This window comes from Methanosarcina sp. 1.H.T.1A.1, assembly GCF_000979295.1.
In the GTDB taxonomy this organism is placed as follows: domain Archaea; phylum Halobacteriota; class Methanosarcinia; order Methanosarcinales; family Methanosarcinaceae; genus Methanosarcina.
The window spans coordinates 58,103-82,863 of sequence record NZ_JJQY01000147.1; the positions used below are offsets into that span (position 1 = coordinate 58,103).

At 42.9% G+C, this 24,761-nt stretch carries 22 protein-coding genes; 11 read left to right on the top strand and 11 right to left on the bottom strand.

Annotation, left to right across the window (positions count from 1 at the left end; translation table 11 throughout):
- Positions 1-146 precede the first annotated feature (146 nt).
- Positions 147-1,460, bottom strand: a complete 1,314-nt coding sequence (locus tag EO95_RS14690) for an NAD(P)/FAD-dependent oxidoreductase (RefSeq protein WP_048135892.1) — start codon at positions 1,458-1,460, stop codon at positions 147-149.
- Positions 1,461-1,740: 280 nt separating this feature from the next.
- On the opposite strand from EO95_RS14690, the gene EO95_RS14695 reads away from it, so the two are divergent.
- Positions 1,741-4,455, top strand: coding sequence for a calcium-translocating P-type ATPase, SERCA-type (locus EO95_RS14695; protein WP_048135894.1), 2,715 nt, complete (start codon positions 1,741-1,743; stop codon positions 4,453-4,455).
- A 174-nt stretch (positions 4,456-4,629) separates the two neighbouring features.
- On the opposite strand, the gene EO95_RS14700 is transcribed toward EO95_RS14695, so the two are convergent.
- The 3 genes from EO95_RS14700 to EO95_RS14710 form a co-directional block, all read right to left on the bottom strand.
- A complete protein-coding gene (locus tag EO95_RS14700) occupies positions 4,630-5,811 on the bottom strand; it encodes a cation:proton antiporter (protein WP_048135896.1) in 1,182 nt (393 codons plus the stop codon).
- A 250-nt stretch (positions 5,812-6,061) separates the two neighbouring features.
- Positions 6,062-6,727, bottom strand: a complete 666-nt coding sequence (locus tag EO95_RS14705; RefSeq protein WP_048135897.1) for an HPP family protein — start codon at positions 6,725-6,727, stop codon at positions 6,062-6,064.
- A gap of 80 nt (positions 6,728-6,807) precedes the next feature.
- The gene (locus tag EO95_RS14710) at positions 6,808-8,442 is read right to left on the bottom strand and encodes a flippase activity-associated protein Agl23 (protein ID WP_048135899.1); all 1,635 of its coding nucleotides are present in this window, start codon (positions 8,440-8,442) and stop codon (positions 6,808-6,810) included.
- An 80-nt stretch (positions 8,443-8,522) separates the two neighbouring features.
- Between EO95_RS14710 and EO95_RS14715 the strand changes: the two genes are divergently transcribed.
- From EO95_RS14715 to crcB (EO95_RS14730), 4 genes are all read left to right on the top strand, one after another.
- Complete coding sequence (locus EO95_RS14715; protein ID WP_048135901.1) at positions 8,523-8,828, top strand: ubiquitin-like small modifier protein 1; 306 nt, start codon at positions 8,523-8,525, stop codon at positions 8,826-8,828.
- A gap of 20 nt (positions 8,829-8,848) precedes the next feature.
- A complete protein-coding gene (gene glp, locus EO95_RS14720) occupies positions 8,849-10,042 on the top strand; it encodes a gephyrin-like molybdotransferase Glp (protein WP_048135903.1) in 1,194 nt (397 codons plus the stop codon).
- 142 nt (positions 10,043-10,184) lie between these two features.
- A complete protein-coding gene (gene crcB, locus EO95_RS14725; protein ID WP_048136063.1) occupies positions 10,185-10,565 on the top strand; it encodes a fluoride efflux transporter CrcB in 381 nt (126 codons plus the stop codon).
- 3 nt (positions 10,566-10,568) lie between these two features.
- On the top strand, positions 10,569-10,937 hold the full coding sequence (gene crcB, locus EO95_RS14730; protein ID WP_048135905.1) for a fluoride efflux transporter CrcB: 369 nt from the start codon (positions 10,569-10,571) through the stop codon (positions 10,935-10,937).
- A 272-nt stretch (positions 10,938-11,209) separates the two neighbouring features.
- Here the strand turns inward: crcB (EO95_RS14730) and EO95_RS17920 are convergent, their stop codons facing one another.
- Positions 11,210-11,383 (bottom strand): DUF5350 domain-containing protein, encoded by a 174-nt coding sequence (locus tag EO95_RS17920; protein ID WP_162197365.1) that lies wholly within the window; start codon positions 11,381-11,383, stop codon positions 11,210-11,212.
- Between the two features lie 878 nt (positions 11,384-12,261).
- On the opposite strand from EO95_RS17920, the gene EO95_RS14735 reads away from it, so the two are divergent.
- Positions 12,262-12,981: a YkgJ family cysteine cluster protein gene (locus tag EO95_RS14735; RefSeq protein WP_048136065.1), complete on the top strand. Its 720-nt coding sequence runs from the start codon at positions 12,262-12,264 to the stop codon at positions 12,979-12,981.
- A gap of 169 nt (positions 12,982-13,150) precedes the next feature.
- Here EO95_RS14735 and EO95_RS14740 read toward each other — a convergent pair whose 3' ends face one another.
- From EO95_RS14740 to EO95_RS14755, 4 genes are all read right to left on the bottom strand, one after another.
- On the bottom strand, positions 13,151-13,837 hold the full coding sequence (locus EO95_RS14740; protein ID WP_048135907.1) for a 2,5-diamino-6-(ribosylamino)-4(3H)-pyrimidinone 5'-phosphate reductase: 687 nt from the start codon (positions 13,835-13,837) through the stop codon (positions 13,151-13,153).
- 223 nt (positions 13,838-14,060) lie between these two features.
- Positions 14,061-14,915 (bottom strand): CBS domain-containing protein, encoded by an 855-nt coding sequence (locus EO95_RS14745; RefSeq protein ID WP_048136067.1) that lies wholly within the window; start codon positions 14,913-14,915, stop codon positions 14,061-14,063.
- A gap of 85 nt (positions 14,916-15,000) precedes the next feature.
- Entirely contained in the window at positions 15,001-15,453 is a 453-nt protein-coding gene (locus EO95_RS14750) for a universal stress protein (RefSeq protein ID WP_048135910.1), read from the bottom strand.
- A 19-nt stretch (positions 15,454-15,472) separates the two neighbouring features.
- Positions 15,473-16,582, bottom strand: a complete 1,110-nt coding sequence (locus EO95_RS14755) for an amidohydrolase family protein (protein ID WP_048135912.1) — start codon at positions 16,580-16,582, stop codon at positions 15,473-15,475.
- 825 nt (positions 16,583-17,407) lie between these two features.
- Here EO95_RS14755 and EO95_RS14760 point away from each other — a divergent pair.
- On the top strand, positions 17,408-17,734 hold the full coding sequence (locus EO95_RS14760; RefSeq protein WP_048136069.1) for a DUF167 domain-containing protein: 327 nt from the start codon (positions 17,408-17,410) through the stop codon (positions 17,732-17,734).
- Positions 17,735-17,801: 67 nt separating this feature from the next.
- Positions 17,802-18,236 carry a toprim domain-containing protein gene (locus EO95_RS14765; protein WP_048135915.1) on the top strand — a complete coding sequence of 145 codons (435 nt, stop codon included), beginning with the start codon at positions 17,802-17,804 and terminating at the stop codon, positions 18,234-18,236.
- 286 nt (positions 18,237-18,522) lie between these two features.
- On the opposite strand, the gene EO95_RS14770 is transcribed toward EO95_RS14765, so the two are convergent.
- Complete coding sequence (locus EO95_RS14770) at positions 18,523-18,939, bottom strand: DUF356 domain-containing protein (RefSeq protein ID WP_048135917.1); 417 nt, start codon at positions 18,937-18,939, stop codon at positions 18,523-18,525.
- Between the two features lie 924 nt (positions 18,940-19,863).
- On the opposite strand from EO95_RS14770, the gene EO95_RS14775 reads away from it, so the two are divergent.
- From EO95_RS14775 to proC, 3 genes are all read left to right on the top strand, one after another.
- The gene (locus tag EO95_RS14775; protein WP_048135919.1) at positions 19,864-21,207 is read left to right on the top strand and encodes a glutamate-5-semialdehyde dehydrogenase; all 1,344 of its coding nucleotides are present in this window, start codon (positions 19,864-19,866) and stop codon (positions 21,205-21,207) included.
- A 138-nt stretch (positions 21,208-21,345) separates the two neighbouring features.
- The gene (gene proB, locus EO95_RS14780) at positions 21,346-22,503 is read left to right on the top strand and encodes a glutamate 5-kinase (protein WP_048135921.1); all 1,158 of its coding nucleotides are present in this window, start codon (positions 21,346-21,348) and stop codon (positions 22,501-22,503) included.
- A 222-nt stretch (positions 22,504-22,725) separates the two neighbouring features.
- Positions 22,726-23,538 (top strand): pyrroline-5-carboxylate reductase, encoded by an 813-nt coding sequence (gene proC / locus EO95_RS14785; RefSeq protein WP_048135923.1) that lies wholly within the window; start codon positions 22,726-22,728, stop codon positions 23,536-23,538.
- A 760-nt stretch (positions 23,539-24,298) separates the two neighbouring features.
- Here proC and EO95_RS14790 read toward each other — a convergent pair.
- Positions 24,299-24,730: a hypothetical protein gene (locus EO95_RS14790; protein WP_235283048.1), complete on the bottom strand. Its 432-nt coding sequence runs from the start codon at positions 24,728-24,730 to the stop codon at positions 24,299-24,301.
- Positions 24,731-24,761: the final 31 nt, after the last annotated feature.

Consider the following 24,761-nt stretch of genomic DNA (forward strand, 5'->3'; position numbering starts at 1 on the left):
TCAGAATTACTGTTTGAGTCAAAATGATCTTAGCTTTGGATCTTAGCTCTGGATAATTATTTTAGTTAAAAGCTTTTGAAATAGCTCCCCCAACCGGATATAGACCATAAACTTAATGAATATTTTAACTTAGCATTTACCTGAGTTTAATTTCCTTTTTCTTGTATCAGCAGTTCAGCCGATTCAAACCCGGCTTTTACCGAGCCATTCATACTCCTTTCCGGATAGTTGGTTGATGAGAACATACCTGCAAGGTAAAGTCCGGATGGGCCTGCAGCAAAAGGAAGCACATTTTTAAGGTATCCCTGTTCGTATACAGGAGCGGTATCTATTCTACGGTAGAGTTTCGTCCAGTGAACCTCTTCTCTTGAGAATCCGGGAAACATTTTTTCGAGCCCTCTCAGATAAGAATCAATGACCTGTTCTTCTTTTTGCGTCCAGAGAGCACTTTTTTCGTCCTGGAAATAGGACGTCACATAGACCAGATGCTCACCATAATCTTCAAAAGGCAAATAATTAGTGTGCTCGATTAAGGCTCCAAAAGGCACATCGGCTTTTATGTTCAACCAGTAATTCCCATCTTCCATAAGCTTTCTGTCAAGCCCGATCAAAGCGCACGCAGTCCCTTGATAACGGATATTTTGTAAGGAATTATGCAGGGCTCCAAGCTTGCCTCCGGTAATTGCGTCCAGTGCCATTGGTTCTACAGTTGAAATAACTGCATCGCAGGCTATAAAATCCCCGCCAACTACCACTCCCTGTACGGAATTGCCTTTGATCACAATTTCCGTTACTTCCTTAGTTGTTTGAATCTCTCCCCCATTTGCAGTTATTTCCCCTGCCAGAGCTTCTATAAGGGAGTTAAAACCTCCTCTCATGTACCCCAGTTTCTCTCCTTCTTTTCCCCTATCCGACCTTATTTTCACCCGCCCGATTAGCCAGGCAGCAGAAACGTTTTCGGCATTGTCTCCGAATTTGCTTTTCATCAGGGGAGCAAAAAAGTTTTCATACACCGACTTTCCTGCAGTATCGAGGATCCAGTCCTTTGCCTTTATTTGATCATAGGGCGCCGTGTCTTTAATCAGTCTTATCCTGAAGACCAGCAGGCCAAGTTTTACCAGGTCAAGAATAGAAAGAGGGCTAAAGTGTAAGATCTCAAGAGGGGTGTTCATGGGATAGTTCTTACCATCCACGAAATAGGCGTTTTTTGCTTCCAGCCATAGCATCTGCTTTTCAAGCCCAAGTTCCCTTATAAGGGCAAGAAGTTCCGAATCGCTCCTGAATATATGGTGGTAGTACCTTTCAATAAAGTATTTTTTTTCGGAGTGTTCCAGACAGTAGCTTGCTGCCATTCCTCCAATATCCGGATCTTTTTCAAAAACGATTACTTCGTTAGATTTACAGAGCCTGTAACCTGCTGACAAACCGGCAAGTCCGCTTCCGATGATTACTATCTTCATGTATATTTTTCCCTCTGTTCGTTAAATTTTTAAGTCAATTTTTGAGAATTGGCATTTACAACCTTGCAATTTCGATATAGAGAAACAGATAGATTCTAGAGAAATAGATAGACCCCACATCTTTTTTCAAGGAACGGTTTTGTAGAACTGCAAATTACGTAAACTACCCCTTTGCATATCGATATGTCTAACCGCTATATATACATTAAACTCATTTATATTATAGCACAGTACATACTGAGTGCAGAGCTATCGGGTTACAAAAAGATGAGGGTCAGGGTTGTACTACGATCAGAAAATTAGCTCGGTTTTTGAGGAGCTGAAGACATCAGAGGAAGGGCTGAGCTCCGGAGAAGCTGAAAAAAGACTGGAAGAGTATGGGAAAAACGAACTTAAAGAAAAAGAAGAAATCTCTGTCTTTCGCCTCTTTATCTCACAATTTAAAAGTATTTTAATATTTATCCTGATAATTGCTTCCATTGTTTCGGCTTTACTTGGGGAAACCATTGATGCAATAGTGATTTTATTTACGGTTTTTCTTGCTGGAGTTCTCGGTTTTGTGCAGGAGTACAGAGCTGAAAAAGCAATTGAGCTTCTCAAATCCCTGACGTCTCCGGAAGCAGTTGTAATAAGAAATGGGACCGAAAAAAAAATCCCCTCAACAGAACTGGTTCCCGGGGACATTATTCTGCTTCAAACCGGGGACCGCATTCCTGCAGATGCCAGGATAAGTAAAGAGTTCAACCTTAAAGTGGACGAATCCTCGCTCACCGGGGAATCCGTGCCTGTCCAGAAAATTACCGGTTCCCTGCCTGCAGACACCCCAGGAGCTGACAGGAAGAACATGGTCTATGCAGGGACTGCAGTTGCCTATGGAAGAGGAAGGGCTGTTGTCACGGCAACTGGCATGAAAACCTCTTTTGGAGAACTTGCCGGGCTTCTCGGGACAATAGAAAGGTCCAGAACCCCTCTGCAGGAAAGCCTTGATAAATTCGGCAGATTGATTGGCGGGGCAACTCTTGTAATTGTAGCTTTTGTTGCAGTGCTCGGTGTATTTTCCGGCTTTCCCCCTCTTGACATGTTTCTCTGGGGTGTTGCGCTTGCAGTTGCCGCTATCCCTGAAGCCCTTCCTGCGGTTGTGACAGTAGGGCTCGGGCTTGGAGTAAGGCGCATGGTCAAAAGGCATGCCCTTGTAAGAAAACTGCCTTCCGTAGAAACGCTAGGTGCTACAGATGTTATCTGTTCTGACAAGACGGGCACACTTACTCAGAACAAAATGACGGTTGAAAAGATATATGTTAACGGGCAGACCCTCAAGGTCACAGGAAACGGGTATAACCCTGAGGGAAAATTTCAAAAAGGAGATTCAGAAGTACCGGAGGACAATACACACCTTCGGATTCTTTTGCTTGGGGCTGCTCTCTGCAACGATTCAAACATTCATGAAGAAGAAGACGGATGGAAAATTACAGGAGACCCGACAGAAGCAGCTCTTGTGGTCGCTGCGGCAAAGGCTGGATTTGAAAAATCCGAGCTTGACCGGAAATATCCGCGGCTTGGAGAAATCCCTTTCTCTTCCGAAAGTAAGAGAATGACTACCTTCAATAAACTGGAGGACAATCCGGGTAACTTTTTTGATTCCGAGCTTGTGACTTTTTCAAAAGGGGCTCCAGAGGTCATCCTTGCCTCGTGTACGAAGACTTTCCTCAACGGCGAAATGAAAGCTTTAACCCCCGAGCACGAACAGGAGATCTCCGAGCAGGTTAAGGAGCTTGCTGATCAGGCGCTGCGGGTTATGGCCATTTCTTTCCGCCCGCTTGAAGAAAACTTTTCTCCCGAAAAAGTTTCGTTCGGGGAAATCCCTGTAGAGAAGATCGAAGAAGACATGGTCTTTTCAGGGTTAATTGGCATGAGAGACCCTCCCAGGGAAGAAGTGAAAGCTGCAATCAAAACCTGTGAGGATGCCGGCATCAAGACTGTAATGATAACAGGAGACCATAAGGTTACAGCAGCTGCAATTGCGCGAGAACTCAGGATTTTGAAAGAAAACGACCTTACACTTACTGGTTCTGAACTTGACAGCCTTGAAGAGAGTGAATTTGAAGACAAAGTTGAAAGGGTCTCGGTTTACGCCCGGGTCTACCCTGCCCATAAACTGAGGGTAGTAGAAGCTCTAAAAAAGAAGGGCCATGTTGTGGCGATGACCGGAGACGGGGTAAATGATGCTCCTGCCCTGAAAGCTTCGGATATGGGCATAGCAATGGGCATTACAGGCACTGATGTGAGCAAAGAAGCCTCAAGCATGATCCTGACCGATGATAACTTTGCGTCCATTGTCTCGGCAGTTGAAGAAGGACGAAATATATTTAAAAATATCAAAAATTTCATCACCTACGGGCTCACAGCCCATATAGGGGAAGTCCTGATAGTCCTTATTGCAATTCTGGGCTGGCAGATCCTGCCTTTGCTTGCCGTACAGATCCTGTGGATCAATCTGATTACAGATGGTCTCCCTCCTATGGCTCTTTCTGTTGAACCTCCTGACAGGGGGCTTATGAAACAGAAGCCGAGGAACGTTGAGGAAGGGCTTATCACCCGCCGTGAAATCGCTGCCGGACTGGGGCTGGGAGGGCTTATAGCCTCGCAGGCACTGATAGTTTTAGTCTGGGCTCTGGACAGCGGTTTTCCCATTTCGAAACTGCAGACTATGATCTTCACACTTGTGGTCTTTTCAGAGATGTTCAACGCCTTCAACTGGCGTTCGGACAGGTATTCGGTTTTTTCACTGGGACTTTTTACAAACAAGCCTCTGGTCTACGCTGTCCTGACCACAGTGATTCTGCAGTTGATGGTGGTTTACGTCCCGTTCCTTCAATTTGCTTTCGGGACAGTTCCCCTTTCACTTTCTGAGTGGGGAATCATACTGGCTTTAGCTTCCACCACACTCATCTCGATGGAGATTGTAAAGTACCTGAACGCAAGGAGAGCCCACTGATCAAAAAGTGAATTGAGTTTTTCCGGCTCTCTGATTCAAGCAGTAATGTCCAGGTTCCTTTTTCCGAATAAAAACAGTCATTCCCCTGTTCCGAAAAGTTATTCCCCTGTTCCGAAAAGTTATTCCCCTGTTCCGAAAAGTCATTCCCCTGTTCCGAATCCCAGAATTAAGCAGTCAGGCCCTTATCCTATCATCGGTTTTCTTTTTTCTTTCAGTTTTAATCGCAAACTTCAAAAGCGGAGGTGAAACCAGAATAGATACAACCACCATAAGCACTATCCCCGAAAATATTTCCTGGTTGATAATCTCCAGTTCCCTGCCTATGGTCAGTACCACAAGTTCTACCCCTGCCCTGGGCATGACTCCTATCCCGAAGATAAGGCTTTCATAAAAATCGAAGCCTATGGCTTTTGACCCTATGAAACCCCCTATTAGCTTTCCTGAGAGGGCAAAGAGGACAACCAGGAGGGCAAAAATGCCTGTGTTTCCCAGGGTGGACAGGTCAATTGAAAGGCCTATAAATGCAAAAAAAAGAGGGATCAAAATCCCGTAAGCCAGTCCTTCTACTTTGCTCTGCACGTCCTGGATTTTGGCAAGGGGAATTTCCGAAATTAATATCCCTCCTATGAACGCTCCTATTGTTGCATGAAGCTCAAAAAACTCTGCAAGATAGGCAGAAAAAAGGGCTACCATGACCACAAAGGAAAATACTGCTTCTTTTGCATGCATTTTCTGAGCATAGACAAAAAGCCTGGGAAAAAGATACTTTCCAAGGACATACATAATCAGCAGAAAGAGCAGAATTTTTCCTGCAATCGTAAGAACGCCCAGAACTGAAGGCACGCGGTGAAAACGGGAAAAGGTAACAACCACAGAGAGCAGAAATATCCCTATAATATCGTCCAGGATTGCCGAGGAGAGTATTACTGTCCCTGGCCTGCTGGAAAGGTAGTTCAGGTCTATAAGGGCTCTGAGCACCACTCCTATGCTTGTAGGGCTGAAAGCAACTGCCATAAAGAGGCTTTGAAGAAAACTGAAATCAAAGATTTTTCCAAGCCAGAAACCGAAAGCAAAGGCAAAGGCGACCTGAAAAAGTGTAGGAACAAGGGCAGCCAGCGCTGCAGGTTTCAGGTCCCTTAAGCTCACTTCTTTATATCCTGCAGTGAAAAGCAGAAAAATAGCCCCAAGCTGGGCAAAGAAAGTAATTACTCCGGTTTCTACGTTAAGAAAAAGCACTCCAAGTAAGATACCTGCCAGAATTTCTCCCATGACTGAGGGGACACCTACTCTTTCTGCCACCTCACCCAGAATTTTCACACTGAAAATCAGGAATAGTATCTGAAACAGAGCACTCACTGCTGTTAGTCCCCCACTCTTTGCTTTTTTACCCCAAACTCCTTTTTCTCAGGACTTATCCAGAGCTTTTTAGATCTCAATTTCCGTTTCCAGCTTTATCCCTCTGTTTTGTTCTCCGTTTAATCCCTCAATTTCAGTTTCCGGCTTTATCCCTCTGTTTTGTTCCCCTTTTAATCTCTCGATTTAATTTTCCGGATTTATCCCCTCTACTTTAGCCTCTGTTTTATCTCTCAATTTAATTTTCCTGCTTTCATCCTTTCCTTTTTTCGTCCCCTATTCTTTCCTTCTTTCTTCTTCTACAAATCTCCTTTACGAGATCTTTCTTGGAGATAATTCCTGCCAGTTTTCCATTTTCGCTGACGCATACGCGGTCAAACCTGTGCTTCATCATAAGATCCGAAGCGTCTTTGAGTGTAGCGTTAAGAGAAATTGTCACAGGATGCGTAATCATTACGTCTCCCGCTTTTCCTCCAAGAGACCTTATAGCTGTAAGAGGAGTATGTTTTGCTCTGGGAACCAGGCACAAAAGCAGGATTTCAAGAACGATGTCAAGATCAATAATTCCCACAAGCTCATTATTCTTATTCACTACCGGGAAAGTATGGTAGGGAAGCTTCCCAAAAAGCGAAAAGACTTCTTCCAGAGGAGTGTCTTCCTGGATTGTTACTACCTCTCTGGTCATAAGTTCTTTAATAGTTATCCAGAGGCAACGCTCAAAAATTTCGACGATCTGTTCGGATGGAGGACCAGCTTCCGGAAACCCTTCAAGAGAATCAGGTAATTCTCCTTCCTTTTCAGAAACCTTTTCCAGCTGTTTATCTTTTCCTTTTTCCTTTTCTTCTCTCTCTTCGTTGCTGCTTCCTTGAGAGGAGTTTCTTCCTGCAAGATTATTTGCCAGAGAGAATATTTTGTCCATAACCAGCCCCCATTTATAGAACTCTCCCCTTTTTACATATTATTTGTGTTCTCTGGCACTTTCTTCTCTGTATATGGGGTTTATCCGTTCATTTCAAGTTTCTTCTTATAATAGAGGGTGAAATCCCTCCCGGGGCGCAGGGTAAAGTTGTAAGAGGAGTACTCTTCTGCAGAGATTTCCCTGTACATATCATAGGACATGGGCACAATAATAGCATCGTACTTACTGCTTGCAGGAGGTTTTGAAGAATACCCCACTTTATCATAGTCCTCCAGGTACCAGGGCAGAGGCCAGTACAACTTATTCGGGTCAACCACATAAAGCCTTAGACTTTCAGGCCTTCGGTCTAAACCTTCTATCTTTTCCATGAGCTCCCGAATATCCGGAGAAGCCTGTGTATACGTCATCAGCTCTGCCGGCTCCATGCTCCTGTAGTAATTTACCGAGATACACTGGCCCAGAGAGATTAGCAGGGCGAGCGCCAGAATTCCTGCTGTTAAAGTACGGGCTTTTCCTGGATGTTTTGCCCGGAAAGACGGTTTCGACCCTGTCAGAGGGCTTAGATTACCTTCCAGAAGCTCCTGTTCCGGCACCACAGATTCATTATTCCGGGAAAATAGTTCTCCCAGATAAGCTCCTGCCAGGATTCCAAAGGGCAGGACAATATGTACAACAAGCCAGGGAACTTTTTCCTGAAGGTAGGAATAGAGCAGAAGGCTGGTAAATGCCCAGTAACAGAGGAAAAGGAAAAATGAAACATTTCGGCCTTTACTTTTCAGAAAATGGAAAAATCCTGCAGTCCCAAAGAGTATAACCGGAATCTCGTATCTGAAAAGGATGGGTATATAATAATAAAATGGACCTCCGATCCTCTCTATCCTGTGCATTGCCAGCCAGTGGGTAAAAGCCCTTTCTACGATTGAGAAAAGGGAAATATCGTTCCTGAAAAGGCTTGTATAAAAAAACATTATAATGAAAATGGAGAGCGCCCCTGAAAGAAGAATTTCAGGGAGGAAGGGTAAAAGTACCGAAGCTTTGCGGAGGAGGGTCTTTTGCAAACTCAGGTTTTCTCTCTTCCAGCTGGAATAAATCCAGTATAGTAAGCCCATCCCGGCATAAGCTCCGAATATAAGTATGATAACGTAGGCGTTTTCCTTTGCAGTTACGGCAATGGCAAGGGAGGAAGCTGTCAGGATAAGGTAAGGGTATCGCTTTGAGCTGTGAATATTGTCGAGATAGCGGAATACACCTGCAACAGCAGCCAGAGTGCAAAACACAATTATCATATCATTTCTGAAGAACCTTGAGAAGTAGACCATGCTTGGAGAAAATGCAAGCAGAAACATTGCCCAGAGCACTCCGCTTTTTCCCAATTCTTTCTTCAGCAAAAAGAGCAACAGAATAGTTGCCACTCCGAAAAAGACCGGGACCAGGCGAGCTGTTGCATCGTTTATTCCCAGGAAATGGAAGACAGCTGCAGTAGAATGGAAAAGAAAGGGACCGTGGTAGGCTGGATTATAACTGTACTCCCCGGTTTCAAGCAGTTTGAGGGTAAAACTGCCGTGTACGCTTTCATCATGATGAAAAACCCTCTCTCCAAGCTCAAATAGTCTGAGGGCGAGGGCAAAAAAAACGATCAGAAGCCCGAAAAGCCTGTACTTTTTATCAGAGAGCTTCGGTGAATTTACGGGGTCAGAATATGGACTTTGCTGCATTGTTTCCCAAACCTTCCGGTGATGGCTGTTCCTTATAAGGCATAGGTATATTTAAGGAATAGGATGAAATAGTCTTCCTCATGGCTGAAGTAAAAATTAAGTTATTTGCAAATCTGCGTGAGGCAGCAGGCACACCAGAACTCCTGCTTTCCGGAGAAAAGGTCATTGATGTCCTATTATCCCTCACCGACAAACATCCGGAGTTAAAAAGCCTTATTTTTGAAAAAAGCGATGACAAAAGTGATGAAAAAGGCGAGACCCCTGTCCTTTGCGGCTCAATTAATGTCCTGGTCAACGGAAACAATGTCCGGCACCTGGAAGGGCTTGATACTCTTCTAAAGGACTCGGATGAAATTGGGGTTCTACCTCCCGTTTCAGGAGGCTAATTTTTTTAAGGGGCGAGTATATGGGCAGGATATTTAAAGAACGCACTTCAGTTGATAAAGCTTTACGGCTTTTCCTTGAAAGTATTTCCCCTCTCAGGCACACAGAAGAAGTACCACTTGAAGCCTGTGCAGGCAGGGTACTTGCAGAGGCTGTAGTTTCCGGAAGAGATGTCCCTCATTACAGGCGTGCTGCAATGGACGGATACGCTGTCAGGGCATCCGATACCCCGGGTGCTTCCCCTGCAAATCCCGTGCTCTTACAGCTTTCCGACAGTATAGAGGAAGGAACTTCTATGTGGGTTCATACCGGAGCCGCACTGCCGGAAGGAGCCGATGCGGTTGTAATGGTTGAGGACACTGTTACAGCCGGGGACCTGGTTGAAATCAGGGCTCAGGTTTATCCGGGAAGGAACGTCGGGCAGATTGGAGAGGACATAAAAAGAGAAGATCTGGTTTTTGAGGAGGGACATCTCCTTCGCCCCTGTGACGCTGCAGTACTTGCATCCCTTGGACTTAACAAGGTGAAAGTTTTCCGAAAACCGGTAGTTGCAATCATCCCCACAGGAGACGAGCTGGTAAGTCGTGAGACTGCCCGAGAAGTCCCTCCACCGGGAATGGTGCTTGAGACCAACGGGCTTATGACTGCCCTTTATGTGGACAGATGGGGCGGAATTCCCAGATTTACAGGGATCGTGCCTGACCGTCCAGAGAGCATAAAAGAAGCGGTGGAAGCAAACCTGGACGCCGATATGATCCTCCTCTCAGGCGGGACTTCAGTTGGTAAAAGAGACCATTCCCCTGAGGTTGTAGCATCCCTGGGAAAACTGCTTGTGCACGGAGTCGGTCTTAGTCCCGGGAAGCCTGCAGCCCTTGGGGCCATAGGTAAAACTCCTGTAGTTTGCCTTCCTGGCTACCCGGTTGCCGGGCTTGTTGCCCTGTATTTCTTTGTCCATCCCGGTATCCGGAAACTGGGTTCAATCCCTGAAGTTCCGGAAATTGTCCTTAGAAAGCGCCTGGTTGCAAAAATAAGCTCAAAAATAGGATACGTTAATTTCATCCGAGTTGTCTTTGAAGGAGACAGGGTACGCCCACTTATGGGAGCCGGGGCAGGAGTCCTGAGTTCGGTTGCGAAGGCTGACGGTTATGTGCTCGTTCCTGAGAACGTGGAAGGCTATGAGGAAGGACAGGAAGTGGATGTCTTCCTGATCGAGTGAAATTGATATACAGAACGGATACGGCTAGCTTTTTGTATTTTATCACTCTCTGGAAATGAATAAAATTTTATACTACCACGGGCTATTGGGACTGGAAAAAACCGTCCCTTACTCCAATTTTTAGATAATATAAGTGAAAAAAATGCCCTCTCCAGATAAAGAAATGGATAAGATTTTTCTAATAGGAGCCGGCGGCTTTCTTGGAGCCGTTTGCCGATTTTTGCTTTGCGAACTTGTGGAAGGGCAGCTTGGCATCCTATCTGTAAACGTACTTGGGAGTTTCATGCTGGGCATGATAATGTACGACACTGAGTACCTGGGTTTCATAGGTCCTAAAGGGAGGATTGCATTTGGCACAGGATTTATGGGAGCATTTACAACTTTTTCCACATTTGCGGTCCAGTCTTTCAGCATGCCTTTCATTCCAGCCCTTGGAAATATCAGTGCCAATATCTTTCTTACCCTTACAGGCGTATTCTTCGGCAGGAGTGTTATAAAAGCCCTCTCAAGCAAGGAGATCTGAGAAATGTTTCCAGTTTCGGGCATCGGAGAACTCTTTTTAATAGGCACTGGAGGTTTTATAGGGGCATCTCTCCGCTATACGGTTTCAAGCCGCGTGCCAAAAATCCGGAATATCCCGGCAGGGACCCTGACAGTAAACCTTCTGGGCAGCATAGTGCTTGCACTCTTAACTTTTTCCTCTGAGCCCGAATCCATGGTATATCTGTTAAACATAGGAATTCTTGGCTCCTTTACAACCTTCTCCACATTTGCCTACGAGACTTTCAAGCTACTTGAGGATGGGCAAAACGTTTCATTTTTTCTCAATATCTTTCTAAATGTTATGCTCTGCCTTCTGGGTGTAAGCATCGCATATCTTGCCCTCAGGCTTTGATTTTGAAGATATCCCCTGGAAGAGGTTACTTAGGGCAGATTATAAAGATTGTTTTATGGTTGTTTCAGATATATTCCAGGTTGTTTCAGGTATTTTCTCGGCTTTAAGTTATTTGTTTAAAGCATCAGCTGTTAGAGCAGCGAATTTAAAACACCATTTAGAAATCTGGCTACCTGGAGTAAAATAGCCCGGATTAACGGATTTAAAAAAGACTATGAAGTAACTTAAAATATATAACTAAAAAAAATGGTAAAATAGAAAAGCCCTTAAAATCACTTTACAAGGGCTTTTGCAGATCTTCTTATGAAGCGCCTTTTATGACCTGAAGAGGTGAAGCGCTGTGAAGGTCCGGGGTGTGCTTTCTGAGCTTTTGATTTCTGAACCTTAATTACTCTGCCTTTTCTGCCTTTTACCTTTACCCAATCAATGCTGCCGGTTTTGCCCATTATCATTCCTCGTTAATTTTGATTTAAATATATTCTGTATTTGCTTAAATTTATAAGTGATTTATTCACATACCATATTTGCCTTATCGCTGACCACTGCTGTTTGCCGCGGATTTTTTCCTTCAGCAGTGTTTCAGCAAAAAGGTATTTTGATTCGAGAATCTGTCAAATCGGTAATATTTCAATGATCTTAATTGGAATGTTTGATATTCCTTGAAGCCTGAAAGTAAGAAATTATGAGTTTCATCAAGCCTTGGGTTTATCATAAAGAGAAATGCTAGTAATTAAATGTTACGGACATTGGCCGAAATCCAGGCATAAAATGTGGAGATATGCGTAAGATATAAATAATTCGACCTCTGGAAAATGCGTATAGATCCATTTTATAAGTGATTTATTCACATACCATATTTGCCTTATCGCCGACCACTGCTGTTTGCCGCAGCTTTTTCCTTCCGCAATGTTTCAGCAAAAAGGTATTTTGATTCGAGGATCTGTCAAATCGATAATATTTCAATGATCTTAATTGGAATGTTTGATATTCCTTAAAGCCTGAAAGTAAGAAATTATGAGTTTCATCAAGCCTTGAGTTTGTTATAGAGAGAAATGCTAGTAATTAAATGTTATGGACATTGACCGAAATCCAGGCATAAAATGTGGAGATATGCGTAAGATATAAATAATTCGACCTCTGGAAAATGCGTATAGATCCACTTAAAAATGTACAGGTACCTTAGATGATACCAGAAAAAGAGTCAACTACCCCTGAACTAAAGACCCTGGGGTTTCCTGCTGAGGTTTTATGAATAGCAGGAATAGATAAATAGAAGGAATTGACGAATAAAAGGACAAATGCCTCATTATTCTTTTCTGAAAAGGTGATTTCCGTAAAAAATAATCCTATTGAAACCAGGCTTGCCGAAGTGCGAGAAGAACTTAGGGACTTAAAAAGCTTCCCGGACTCTGAATTTGTCGGCATAATCAAAGAACTGGGATTCAGGTGTGAACTCTGCGCCCGCTGCTGCACTAAAGAGTTTAATGACCATGTATTTCTGCTTGATTCAGACCTGGAAAGAATAAAGCAAATCGATCCGGATGCCATCACTCCTGCCCCATATTACGAGTTTTGCGACCAGAACGGCAGGTTCTACGTTTCAGGCTATGCCCTGAAAACAAAACCTGATGGTTCCTGCATTTTCCTGGAAAATAAGAGGTGCAGAATTTATGAGAGCCGCCCTTCAATCTGCAGGGTATATCCCCACATGCTTCACAGGGAAGCCGATGAAACAGGAAAAGTAGACTGGCGGCAGATAAGCGGCTTAAACGAGCATGGGAGCTATAATTCAGAACTCGGCAATTTGACGTGTGAAGCAATTGCAAGGGAGACCAGGGTTTATGAAGAAGCTTATCTCAAACAGATGATTGACTTTTTCGAAGTTGTGGGAACTCATTTCAGGAAGAACCGCTTAAAACACGTCCAGAGTATATATGACCGCAGAATGCGGGAATTCCTTAAAGGGGAATGCGAACTGGAAGTTTTTGTATACTGTAGCAACGGGCTTGAAATGAAAAAACTCAGATATGAATCGGACAGGTAACCAGCAGAACTGCTTTAATCCGGGGAACGAGCTCTTCAAGGTAATAGAATTAAAAAAGAAATTAAAATGGCTAAAAAATTCATTTTTAGATAAAAAGACAACGTGTTGTTAAAATCGAAAGGGAAGGAAAAGAGCGGAAAGGAAAAGAGAAGAAAGGAAAGGAAAAATTTCAGTTTCTTTTACCTTTGACCTTCCACTTAAGAAGTATACCTTCTTCAATTTTTTCAGCCGAAAGCAATTCAAGTCCAAAGAGTTCGGCTTCTGTGAAACCTTCCCCATCCGTAAAAGTCGGGGCTGTTTTTCCTCCTATGATGAGGTTTCCAACGAAAGTATAGACCTCATCAACAAGACCTGCGGAGAGCATACCCCAGTTCAGGGTCGCGCCTCCTTCGACCATGAGGGTGTTTATGCCCATTTCCTTTAATTTTGCCGCCAGCTCTCCAAGGTCAACTTTAAGGGCTCCTGTTTTAATGACCAGAGCTTTTTCTTCGAGGCTTTTGATATTATCTGCAGAGGCTGAATTTGAAACAGCAATTATCCTGAGCCCGTCTCCTTTTTTGAATATATCGGCATCCAGAGGAGTTCTTGCGGCACTGTCCACAATAATCCTTACCGGATTTTCGTTTTTTCCGGCGGTTTTTCTGGCGGCTTTCCGTTCAGGAGATTTTACAGTCAGGCTGGGGTCATCGGCAAGTACGGTTCCTATCCCTACCATGATTGCATCTGCCTGAGCTCTGAGTTCATCCACTCGCTCAAAATCGAGTTTTCCGGAGATCTTTACTTGCTTCCTCTCCTTTGTTGAGAGCTTGCCGTCGGCTGACATAGCAGAGTTTATAAAAATGAAGGGTCTGTCCATGTTATGGTTCCTGAAAAAAGTATTAAATTGAGAGGCACTTTGTCTAAAAGTAGCCTTTCCGCATTATAATTATGGAATAGACCTGGCACTTTACTTTAAGTCTGTTTTTCTTACCGGATTTTCCAGTCTGTGTTTATTTTTTGACTGGAATAAGTTTGAGCAGGAGCTTGAACTATTTCTGACCTGGCTCAAAACTGTTTTCAGTCCGGCATTTTAACCTGGCTTATTCCGAGTCGATCAGGGGCTTCAGGAGATCGTGGTCTCTTAAGAGGCCCTGAAGCTTGCGGTTTGAATTAATGATTGGTATCTGGTCGATCCTGTTACGTTTCATTTTTCTTGCGCAGTCGCTGACAGATGCAATGTAGGTAGCTGTGATCGGTTCCCGGATCATGACGTCACTTCCAATCAGATTTGGGACCTTGATCCTGGAAACGCTGTAGTAGATGCTCATGGTATCCCGCATTGACTCCCAGGTCCACGCATCATCATCCTGGCCTGCGGACATATCAGACATCTCCACACTGTCTTCAATAACGCTTGCAGAGATAACGTCCCTGTCCGAGATTATCCCTATGAGTTCCAGAGCAGCATCGAGCACCGGAACGGCTTTGACACTGGCAAGTTCCATGATCCTGGCTACAACAGGCAAAGGCGTTTCACTGTAGATTGCAACTACTTCCTTTTCCACATAGTCCTTGATAGGAATATCGATATTCATATCCGCAATTGTGCCCACGACGTCTGCAACCGTAACAAGCCCCACGAGTTTTCCATCATCGACGACCGGAAGTCTTCTGATACCGTGCTGCAGAAGCAGGCGTGCGGCAGTCTGCAGGTCCGATCCAGGGGATATGGTAATCGGATCTCGTGTCATAAGAAGGGCCAGCTGTTCCTCTTCAGGGTTTTGTAACAGGTTTGTCCGGGTCACGATTCCTACTACCTTGGAATCCTTGAGTACCGGGACTCCCGATATATGTTTATTCTTAAGAATTTTAAGAACCTCGTCCCTGGAACCTGGCAAGGTCGCGCATGCGACGTCCCTTACCATTATATCTTCTATGAAGATGTTTTTTGGCATATGATTTACACCTGTGTTGTCCTCTGAATCCTGGATTTTTTTGTTTATCACTTCTTTTTCAAAAGGCTTCCAGTTGATAGCAATATCAGCTTGTTTCTACACTACGAACGACCATTACCGGAACTTTTGAGCCTCTGACCACCTTTTCTGCAACGCTTCCCATGAGGAATCTGTCAAGCCCGGTTTTTCCAAGTGTCCCCATAATTACCAGGTCAGCATTGTTATTCTCTGCGAACTCGAGAATCGCATTACTCGGGTGCCCTTCCTCAAGTACCTCCTTTACATCCACGCCTGCAATCTCTCCTTGTCTCTTCACTTCAGAGACTGCCTTTTCCCCCTCTTTTTTCAGGATTTCGTACATTGCTTCCCATCCGGCATCCATTGGTATTGACGAAAAAGAAGATGTGTCCACTACGTAAAGTGCGTGAACCGTAGCCCCACTGAGTTTTGCAATCTCAATTCCGTAAGAAATTGCCTTCTTGGTATTCTCAGATCCGTCTGTTGCAATTACTATGTTCCGGTAAAATTCGCTCGTCATGTCTCGCTCTCCATTTGCTTTACGAATGAAGCACCGCTAATATATCGTCAGGTCTTGCCCTTTTTGTGATTCCACTTATAGGGTCCTTTATCCCGGCCAGATTATTTGAACTCCCATTCAGGACCATCAAATTAGCTTTATTCCCCTTTTCTATCGACCCCGTGGAGTCTGGCCCCATTACAAAAGAACCATTAAGTGTGCAAATTTTAAATACTTGCCTATCTTCGATCGAAAAGACTTTGGACATAAATTCCATTTCAGCAAACATATTTACAGAGTTTAACATTACATTGTCTGTACCTGCTGCCACCCGAATTCCAGCCTCTAGCATTTCAGCTATCGGTGCCATTCCTACTCCTGTTACGAAGTTTGATCTCGGGCAGACAACAACTGGAACTTCTGTCTGAGCGACTTCATCAAGGTCTTTTTTAGTGGCTTGTGTTAGATGGATCAACAAGTCGGGCTCCAGAGAGAGGGCTTTTTCAATGTCACTTCTGCTCTTTTCCCCTGCATGAATTGCAAAGAGCTTTTTTCGATCTCGTGTGCAGGCTATAATCTCCTGCAAGAGTTCCATATTGAGATCATTTGCTCCGCTCATTCCAAGCCCATCGGAATTCAATAAAACCCTTCTTACTTCGGCAAGCACCACTCCCAGAGGAAGCTGAGGTTCTGTGGGTCTACCAAATATAAGGGAATGCAATTCCAACCCCTCAAGAGCTTTATTCAGGGCTGCAATTCCTACAACCCCCCCTTCTCTAAAATCCGCAAAAGCACAGGTCCCTGTCGCAATCATATCTAATAGAGACTTTCTAATGTACTCGATAAGTGTTTTATAAGAAGTTTCCCTGAGAATTCTGTGTTTTAGTCCATCCGGCGGCTTTACCAGGGAATCAAGGTCTCTCTTTACCCGAAAACCGGTAGTGTTTCCCAGGGGAGGGTCTTTGCAAACTGAATCTCCGAGATGGGTGTGGGCATTGACAAAACAGGGCGCTATTATATTTGCAGAATATGTGTGCTCTTCTCCAATTTCCGTGATAATCCCGTTTCGTACACAGATGTACCCAACTATGGGATCCAGTTCGGGACCTGCAATGATTGTTCCGGGAATTATCTGTTCAGTGCCGTACATATATACGCACCCCTGCTGCTCATCAAACGCCTGTGCTCAATTAATGAAAGACCAAACATATACATCATATATAACTTTTCCTTATGCTCCTTTTGTGCTGCCCGTACATTTTTCTCTGATAGGGAAATGCCAGAATATTTATTCTTATATTTTAAGCGGTTGTCCTCAATTATATATGCATGACGAGGGTCATTCTTACCGGCATATTTATAAGTTAGAAAATATATATAGTCACATGTCGCATTGTATAGGTCCTTGCATGAGATAATGGTAAATCCTAACTATGAGTGTATAGACAACCCCAATGCGGTACATCAATAGTGTGACACTGCTCGGCACGAGGGTAACTGAAAGGGACTGCGGAAAACCAGAGGATGAACTTTCGGAGTTAGTGCGTCCGGGCTACAGCACTATTTTATACGAATCTATTTTTATAAAACTTATATTTACACAAATCCATTTTTATAAAACTCATATTTACACAAATCTATTTTCATAAAACTCACTTTTAATAACTTTAGCATATAATTTAGAAATGCATATTTAGGAACGATTCAAATATAATACCAAGGATTTTTGTTGCCAAGAATGATTATTTGGGGAAATGGAACTATAGAGCAATTCCCGAACTGAAAATTTGAAGTTATATTTTATCATTCCTTAATTAACTGAATTTTATCATTCCTTAATTAGCTGATTCCGGCTGTCTTTCAGCCAGTTTTTGATTATAGCTTTATTCGTTTCGGGCTATTTTTATTGATCGATGATTATTGCGACCATTTGTCGGTTGTCTAGTTACTCATTTATATATATTCATTCAAAATGATGACACATATGTCCTTCGAAGAGGCAATAAAAGCTCTGGATTCCGGTATTATTATTGATATTGAAGTTACCCCGGGTTCCAGGTCACTTTCCATTCCCAGCGGCTATAATGAATGGCGCAAGAGAATCGAAGTAAAACTTACAAAAAACGCCCAGAAAGGAAAAGCAAATGAACAACTTATTGAGAGCCTCGCCAAACTCTTCGGGATCAGCAGTTCGGATATCCAGATAAACAGCGGAGCTACAAGCAGCAAGAAGTCCTTACTGGTAAAAGGGGTTTCCTATCAACGGGCAGTTTCGGTTTTTGGAGCCCTTTTAAAAGGATAAAGACAGGACTGCAGGAAACGGCTTTCAAATTATACCTATTGTTTAACGAAAAAGGTTGCAGAGTAACGTGACTGATATTGAAATATATAGAAAACGGCTGGAAAGGATAGAAGAACTGATCGCAGAACTTTCAGAGCACTCTAAAAGAGGGGCAGTGATTATTGTTGAAGGAAAAAGAGATATTATTTCCATGAAGCGACTCGGTATTGAAGGCAGCTTTGAACTTGCAACCCACCAATCTCTTTTTAATTTTTCAGAGAGAATCGCGAAACTCGGCTGCGAGGTAATCATACTCACTGACTGGGATCGGAGAGGTGACCTGCTTGCCGTCAAACTTTCAGAATACTTTGATAACTTTGGAGTAAAGCCTGAACTCCAGATCCGGAATAAACTGAAACTATTAACGCAGAAAGAAATTAAAGATGTGGAAAGCCTGTATACTTACATTTCCAAGCTAAGGTCAAAGACGGGCTCATCTTTCGATCAGGAATATGGAATATGAGACTCGAAACTAATGGACCACCTGATCACTCCAAAAGTATCAACCAATCAAAAAGAGGAAAACTGATCTAGAAGGGAAAACTGTATAATAAAAATGATAATTAGATGGAATAGAACCTGGACAAAAATCCTGCAAAAAATCAGCTATATAATTCTGCAAAAAATCAGCTATATAAGTCTGCAAAAAATCAGCTATATAAAAAAGAGAGTTTCCTTTTTCTCGACCTATTTCAGAAAAAGAAAAAAATAAAAGTTAATTTGTATTCTAGCCTTAAAAAGAGGAAGTATTATTCTTTATGCATTGGATTGGATGATTCTGCGTTATCCGGAATCAGATCCATACTTTGCGGGTTTTTTTGATGATTGAATGTCCTGTCAAATTCCGGATATTTTTGAAATTTGCCAGCCAGCTCTTCAAACATTTTATGCCTTGGACTGATAATAATTATATGCGCAGGGGGATGAATTTTCTTCAACCTGCTAATAGCCGCTCCAGCGTGATTATTCAACTCCACAAGGGCTGCAGAGTTGCATTTTGACTTGAGTGATACACCCATTACATTTACAAGAAGCTCATCAGCATAGTTTGGTTCAATACATTTCGGAGTCGCTGAAAATTGAATATGTCCGTATCGTTCTAGGTCATGTAATGCTATTTTTACTTTATCCGAGTCGTCTGCCCGGACTAACGCGAATGATTTCATTTTTTACACACCACCAATCAACTGAAGTTATCCCCATTTCGATATAGATCTACCCCTATAATAAACTTTGTTTATGAAACGGCTTAGTGGATGACCATGATTTTCCAGGCGGATATGGCATCCTCATCATATATAATAATGTTAAATAATAATGTTAAAAATGGCCAGTTTCGAGGCCTTAATATTTGTCCGCCTTCCTTCTTTGCAAAATATGCTCAAAAATTACAGGGGTTTCTACAATTTCTTTTTTCAAGATATCGTATGCGCTTCCATGAAATGAAGCCGCATATTCTATAGTTATATGCATCGTATATATATTCGTTTTGAAATAATATTTTGATAACAGGAGAACTTTACCTTAAATCCTATTTAGTTGAGTTATTTAAGAAACGAGTTTTTTTATTTTTAGTAATATAATATTCTCTTGTTGGTCCTGTAAACTACATTTTTTAATTCCCAATTTCAGCATGAATGGAGATATTTCTCCGGGCTAATTATGAAATCAGGAAATATTCCAGCTTCAAGCGGATTTATATAAACCCCATAAATATCGTTATAAATTGAATAAAAGAAGAATGATATAAACATAACTATTTGATTCTGTCACAGGGACCAAAAATTACTTCGCTAAATGGTATCTTTTATTTAGAACCTTGCCATATCATATACCGAGACGGCATACAAAAATATTTATCATAGGACTCTCTTGATTCTTTTTTCATCTCCATGCATGAAAAAAAATCAAATATTCTATTGATTTAGTTCTTCCTCTTATAATCTCAATAAATTACATTTTAAGTATTATATCTTAAGTAGATCTTTGACCCGGTAAGTCTGGTTCAATAAATTGGATTCGGTTAAAGAGCATGTTACCAGCTTATCCTGTTGAAGCGTTCAGGGTTATTACATAAAGACGGTGAATATATGGCTAAAGATATTGAAACTAAAGTGATTAAGGCAAAAAAAGCTTCAATTGAGCTTTCCGATGTAAGCGAAGAGGTAAAAAACAGGGCTCTTGAGGCTATGGCAGAAGCTCTGGATAGAGAAAGAAAATCTATCCTTGAGGCAAATTTAAAGGACCTTGAATATGCAGCCGGACTAAAAACCGCCGGGAAGCTCACCCAGGCCCTTGTAGATAGGCTTAAGGTCACTGACTCAAAGGTCGACGGGATGATCGCAGGAATCAGGGATGTAATAAGGCTCAAAGACCCTGTAGGGGATACTCTTTCCACACTCGAACTGGACAATGATCTGGTCCTCTATCAGGTTAGCTGCCCTATAGGCCTGATAGGAGTAATTTTTGAATCCCGGCCTGATGTGGTGCCTCAGGTAATGTCTCTTTGTCTGAAGAGCGGAAATGCAACTATTTTCAAAGGCGGAAGTGAAGCCAGGGAGTCAAACCGCACAATTTTCGAAATTCTTGTAAAAGCCATAGAATCCACCGAGGGTATGCCGAAAGGAGCCTTCCAGCTAATGGAAACCAGAGAAGAGATCATGAGCCTTCTAAGCCTTGATGCGTATGTAGATCTCCTCATCCCCAGAGGCTCCAATGAGTTTGTCAAGTTCATTCAGGATAATACAAAAATCCCGGTACTCGGGCACACAAGCGGGATCTGCCATATCTATGTAGATGAGTTTGCAGATCTGGACACAGCCTGGAAGGTCTGTTTTGATGCTAAGGTCCAGTACCCTGCAGTATGCAACGCTATTGAAACTCTTCTTATAAACCGCGGGATTGCGGAAGCTTTCCTCCTGAAGATGGCAGAAATGTACATAGAGGCCGGAGTGCAACTGCGCTGTGACGAGGACAGCTATTCTCTGCTTGCAGAAAAGGGGCTTTCTCCTCTCTCAAGGGCTACCGAAGAGGACTGGAGTCTTGAATATAACGACCTTATCCTTTCAATAAAGCTCGTAGATACCATAAAAGAAGCAATTGGCCATATAAACACCTTCGGCTCCCACCACACCGATGGAATAATCACGGAAAATGCTTCCAGGAGAAAAGAGTTCATAGGGCTTGTTGACTCTTCAAGCGTTATGGTGAACGCCTCTACCCGTTTTGCGGACGGCTACCGTTATGGAAAAGGCGCGGAGGTAGGAATCAGTACGAACAAGATTCACTCCCGTGGACCTGTTGGCATGGAAGGGCTGCTGATTTACAAGTATATTCTTATGGGTAAAGGTCAGGTTGTTGCCGACTATGCAGGAGAAAACGCAAAACCCTATACTCACAGGAAGCTTGACCTTAAGTTCAAGGATGTGAATTAATACATCCTTGAATATTTATGATATGTTTATATATTTGAATTGAAATACCAGCGCAGGTTAAGTGCAAAAACCGGAAATCCCGGCTGCGGCTGAGATCGTCTGCAGCCATTTTCCAAATAACCTTAAGAGGCACTTCCATTGACAGATAGAGAACAATTCTTCCGTGATGTTAATAAAATCGTTATTAAGATTGGAACTTCTTCGATCACCAGAAAAGGCTGTGACCATACAAAGGAAAACTGCAACATTGACCCGGCCTTCATGGAAAGCATCGCAGCTCAGGTATCCGAGCTGCGAAAACAGGGAAAAGAAGTAATCCTTGTAAGTTCGGGAGCAATAGGCGTCGGGCTTAACGAGATGGGCATAGCCCCTAAACCCCGTGAGATCCCTATAAGACAGGCAGCTGCAGCTGTGGGGCAGAGCATACTGATGCAGGACTGGATCAAGGCTTTTTCCAGGTACGGGATGAAAGTAGCCCAGATACTTCTTACCTACGAATTCTATTCCGATCGCGTAACCTACCTTAACCTGAGAAACAGCATTTCAACCCTTCTGGAGTATGGTGTCGTCCCGATAATAAACGAAAACGACTGTACCTGTACAAACGAGATTGAAGCAATATTCGGGGACAATGACAAACTCTCTGCAATGGTTGCAAGCAAAATTGATGCCGATCTACTGATCATCCTTTCGGACATTGACGGCCTCTTTGACAAGAACCCAAAAACGCATAGTGATGCAAGACTGCTGACCCTCGTAAAAAAGATCACACCTGAAATTGAGAGCTACGGGGGTGACCCTACAAGCTTCAAGGGTGTGGGGGGAATGCGGACCAAGATAAAAGCTGCAAAGATCTGCAGCATGGCAGGCTGCTATGTCGTAATCGCAAACAGTGAAATAGAGGATATTATCCTGAAGATTCTCTCCGGAGAAGATATCGGAACCCTCTTCCTTGCTGAAAGGCATATTCAGAAAAACCGCGCCCGCTGGATTATTCTTGCCAGGGCCTCAGGAACTGTCCGTGTGGACGCCGGGGCGAAAGCTGCTGTTCTGGGAAAAAACAGCCTCCTTCCGGCAGGCATTGTGGGTATTGAGGGAACTTTTGATAGGGGAGACGTCGTGAAACTCGAGTGTGAAGGCAGGGTCTTTGCAAAAGGAATCACAGACTATAACTCCGAAGAACTTATCAAAATCAAAGGAGCCCACACAGATCAAATTGAAAATATTCTGGGCCATAATAATTATGATAATGTTATAAAGAAAGAAAATATCGGCATACTGGAAGAGTTAAACTAAATCCATCGGGCTCAGGAAGATTTCCCGGATCTCCTCTGGTTCTGGAAACAGTATTATCGATCCTTGGAGTCTAACCGGTGCTATTGAGTTTCCGAAGCTTCAACAGGCAATAAATGCAGGTATGCTTTGAAATTAACCTCTTGCAGGTGAGCTTCGGAACCAGTTCATTTCAAATTTAAAGTTAATTTACAATTATTTTCTGGAAATAAGGAGATTTCATATATGACAGATCAAAAAATAGGATTCATAGGAGCAGGAAAAATGGGCTCTGCTCTCATGCAGGGCATCATTAAAGCCGGAATCGTAAAGCCTGAAAATATAGGTGCAAGTGATGTATACGAGCCCTTTTTGAAAGAGCTGCAGGCAAAACTGGGAATCAGGGTGTCAACGAACAACGCTGATATCGTCCGGGATTCGGATATTCTTATCCTTGCAGTAAAACCCCAGACCCTGGGCTCGGTGCTCGCAAATATGAGGAATGATATAACTTCAGAAAAACTCTTAATATCAATTGCTGCAGGAGTACCTATCTCCACCTACGAAGCTGCTCTCCTCGAAGGCACCAGGGTTGTGCGCGTGATGCCAAACATAGCAGCAACAGTTTCTGAAGCTGCTTCAGGAATTTCCCCAGGAAAGAATGCCACTCCTGAGGATCTGAAAGCTGCCCTTGAGATCTTTTCTGCGGTTGGCACAGCCGTCCAGGTGCCGGAATCTCTGATGGATGCAGTTACAGGGCTTTCGGGCAGCGGACCTGCGTTCATTTTCCCGGTTATTGAAGCAATGGCTGATGGGGCTGTCCTTGAGGGGATGGATAGAAAGAGCGCCCTTGCTCTTGCAGCCCAGACTGTGCTCGGAGCCGCAAAAATGGTGCTTGAAACAGGCATGCACCCCGGAGAACTCAAAGATATGGTTACCTCTCCTGCCGGAACTACTATTCAGGGGGTTCACGCCCTTGAAGAAGCCGGAATCAGGGCTGCCTTTATGAATGCCGTTATAAGGGCAAGTGAACGCTCAAAGGAACTCGGGAAAAAATAAAATCCGATTCCTCCCTTCTCTTTAATTTTATATAATTTATTTTCTTTTTTATAAATTTTCAAAACTTAAATTTATTTAGATAAAATTGGGTTTCAAGACACTTTTTTCTTATTTCTGCTTGACCTTTTTCCTGCTATTTACCTCTAATTTTCTTCCGATAGTTCATGATCAATGATTACAAATATAGGTGAATTTTATATATCAGTGGTTTCAATATTACTTTCTACCTGACAATTAAGCCGAGCATACGTGACTGAGGTTGACGGGGGTCATACTTCATATCTCATGCATGACTTTCAATTATGGAATAATTCGTAATTCTAAGGCCTGGTGATATACTCTTAAGGCTGAATTTATTCCATAACTATTACTCTTAAGGCTGAATTTATTCCGTAACTATTACTCTTAAGGCTGAATTTATTCCATAACTATTATGGATGTCAGGAATGAATACTAAAGACAAATGGGAATGGACAAAAATCAGAAATCGCGATGAATTGTGGTGAAACGGAGTTTTGGACCTTCTTCGTTCGCCATAGGAGGAATCTTTTATGGGGGTAAGAGGTTCCTCTTCAAATTCTTTTAATTTAATCCTTGCCTAAACCCTTACTCTCTGCGAGATTACGATTTAAAAAAGGTAACGATTTAAAAAAGGTAATTATTCAGGGTATAGTTACGAAAAAAGTATTGAAAGATTCCTGTGTAAGGAAAATCTTTTTCAGAGTTAGGAAACTCTTTTTCAGAGTTAGGAAACTCTTTTTCAGAGTTTCAGGATTCCCAGGTCAAGGCTCAGGGACAGGGCAATTGCTATTACTGAGAACACTGAAATTACAAGGTAATTTGCACGCTCTTTTGATACGGAAAGGCTCCATAGCAGATATTCCATTCCTTCAAGATCTTTTTCTGAAAGTTTCTGTCTGGCCCTTACCTTTTCAAGCAGGCTCAGGTCTTTAACCACACTAAACCTTCGTTTTGCAATATGGTATCTGTGTGTGAAGAACCAGAGGTAACCTGCGACTCCAAGATACCATATTGCCTTTCCCCAGAAAACACTGTAGTGGTCAGCTATGATTATACCCCTTAGCAGGATTGCGGAAACCAGTCCTACCCAGAAATATAAATTAATTACAGGCATGCTGTATCCGCGGGGAATCTCAAAGGTAGGAGTTTCGGATTTGAATTCGGTCATCATGGTATCTTGCCTTATTCCTTGAATCGTTTCA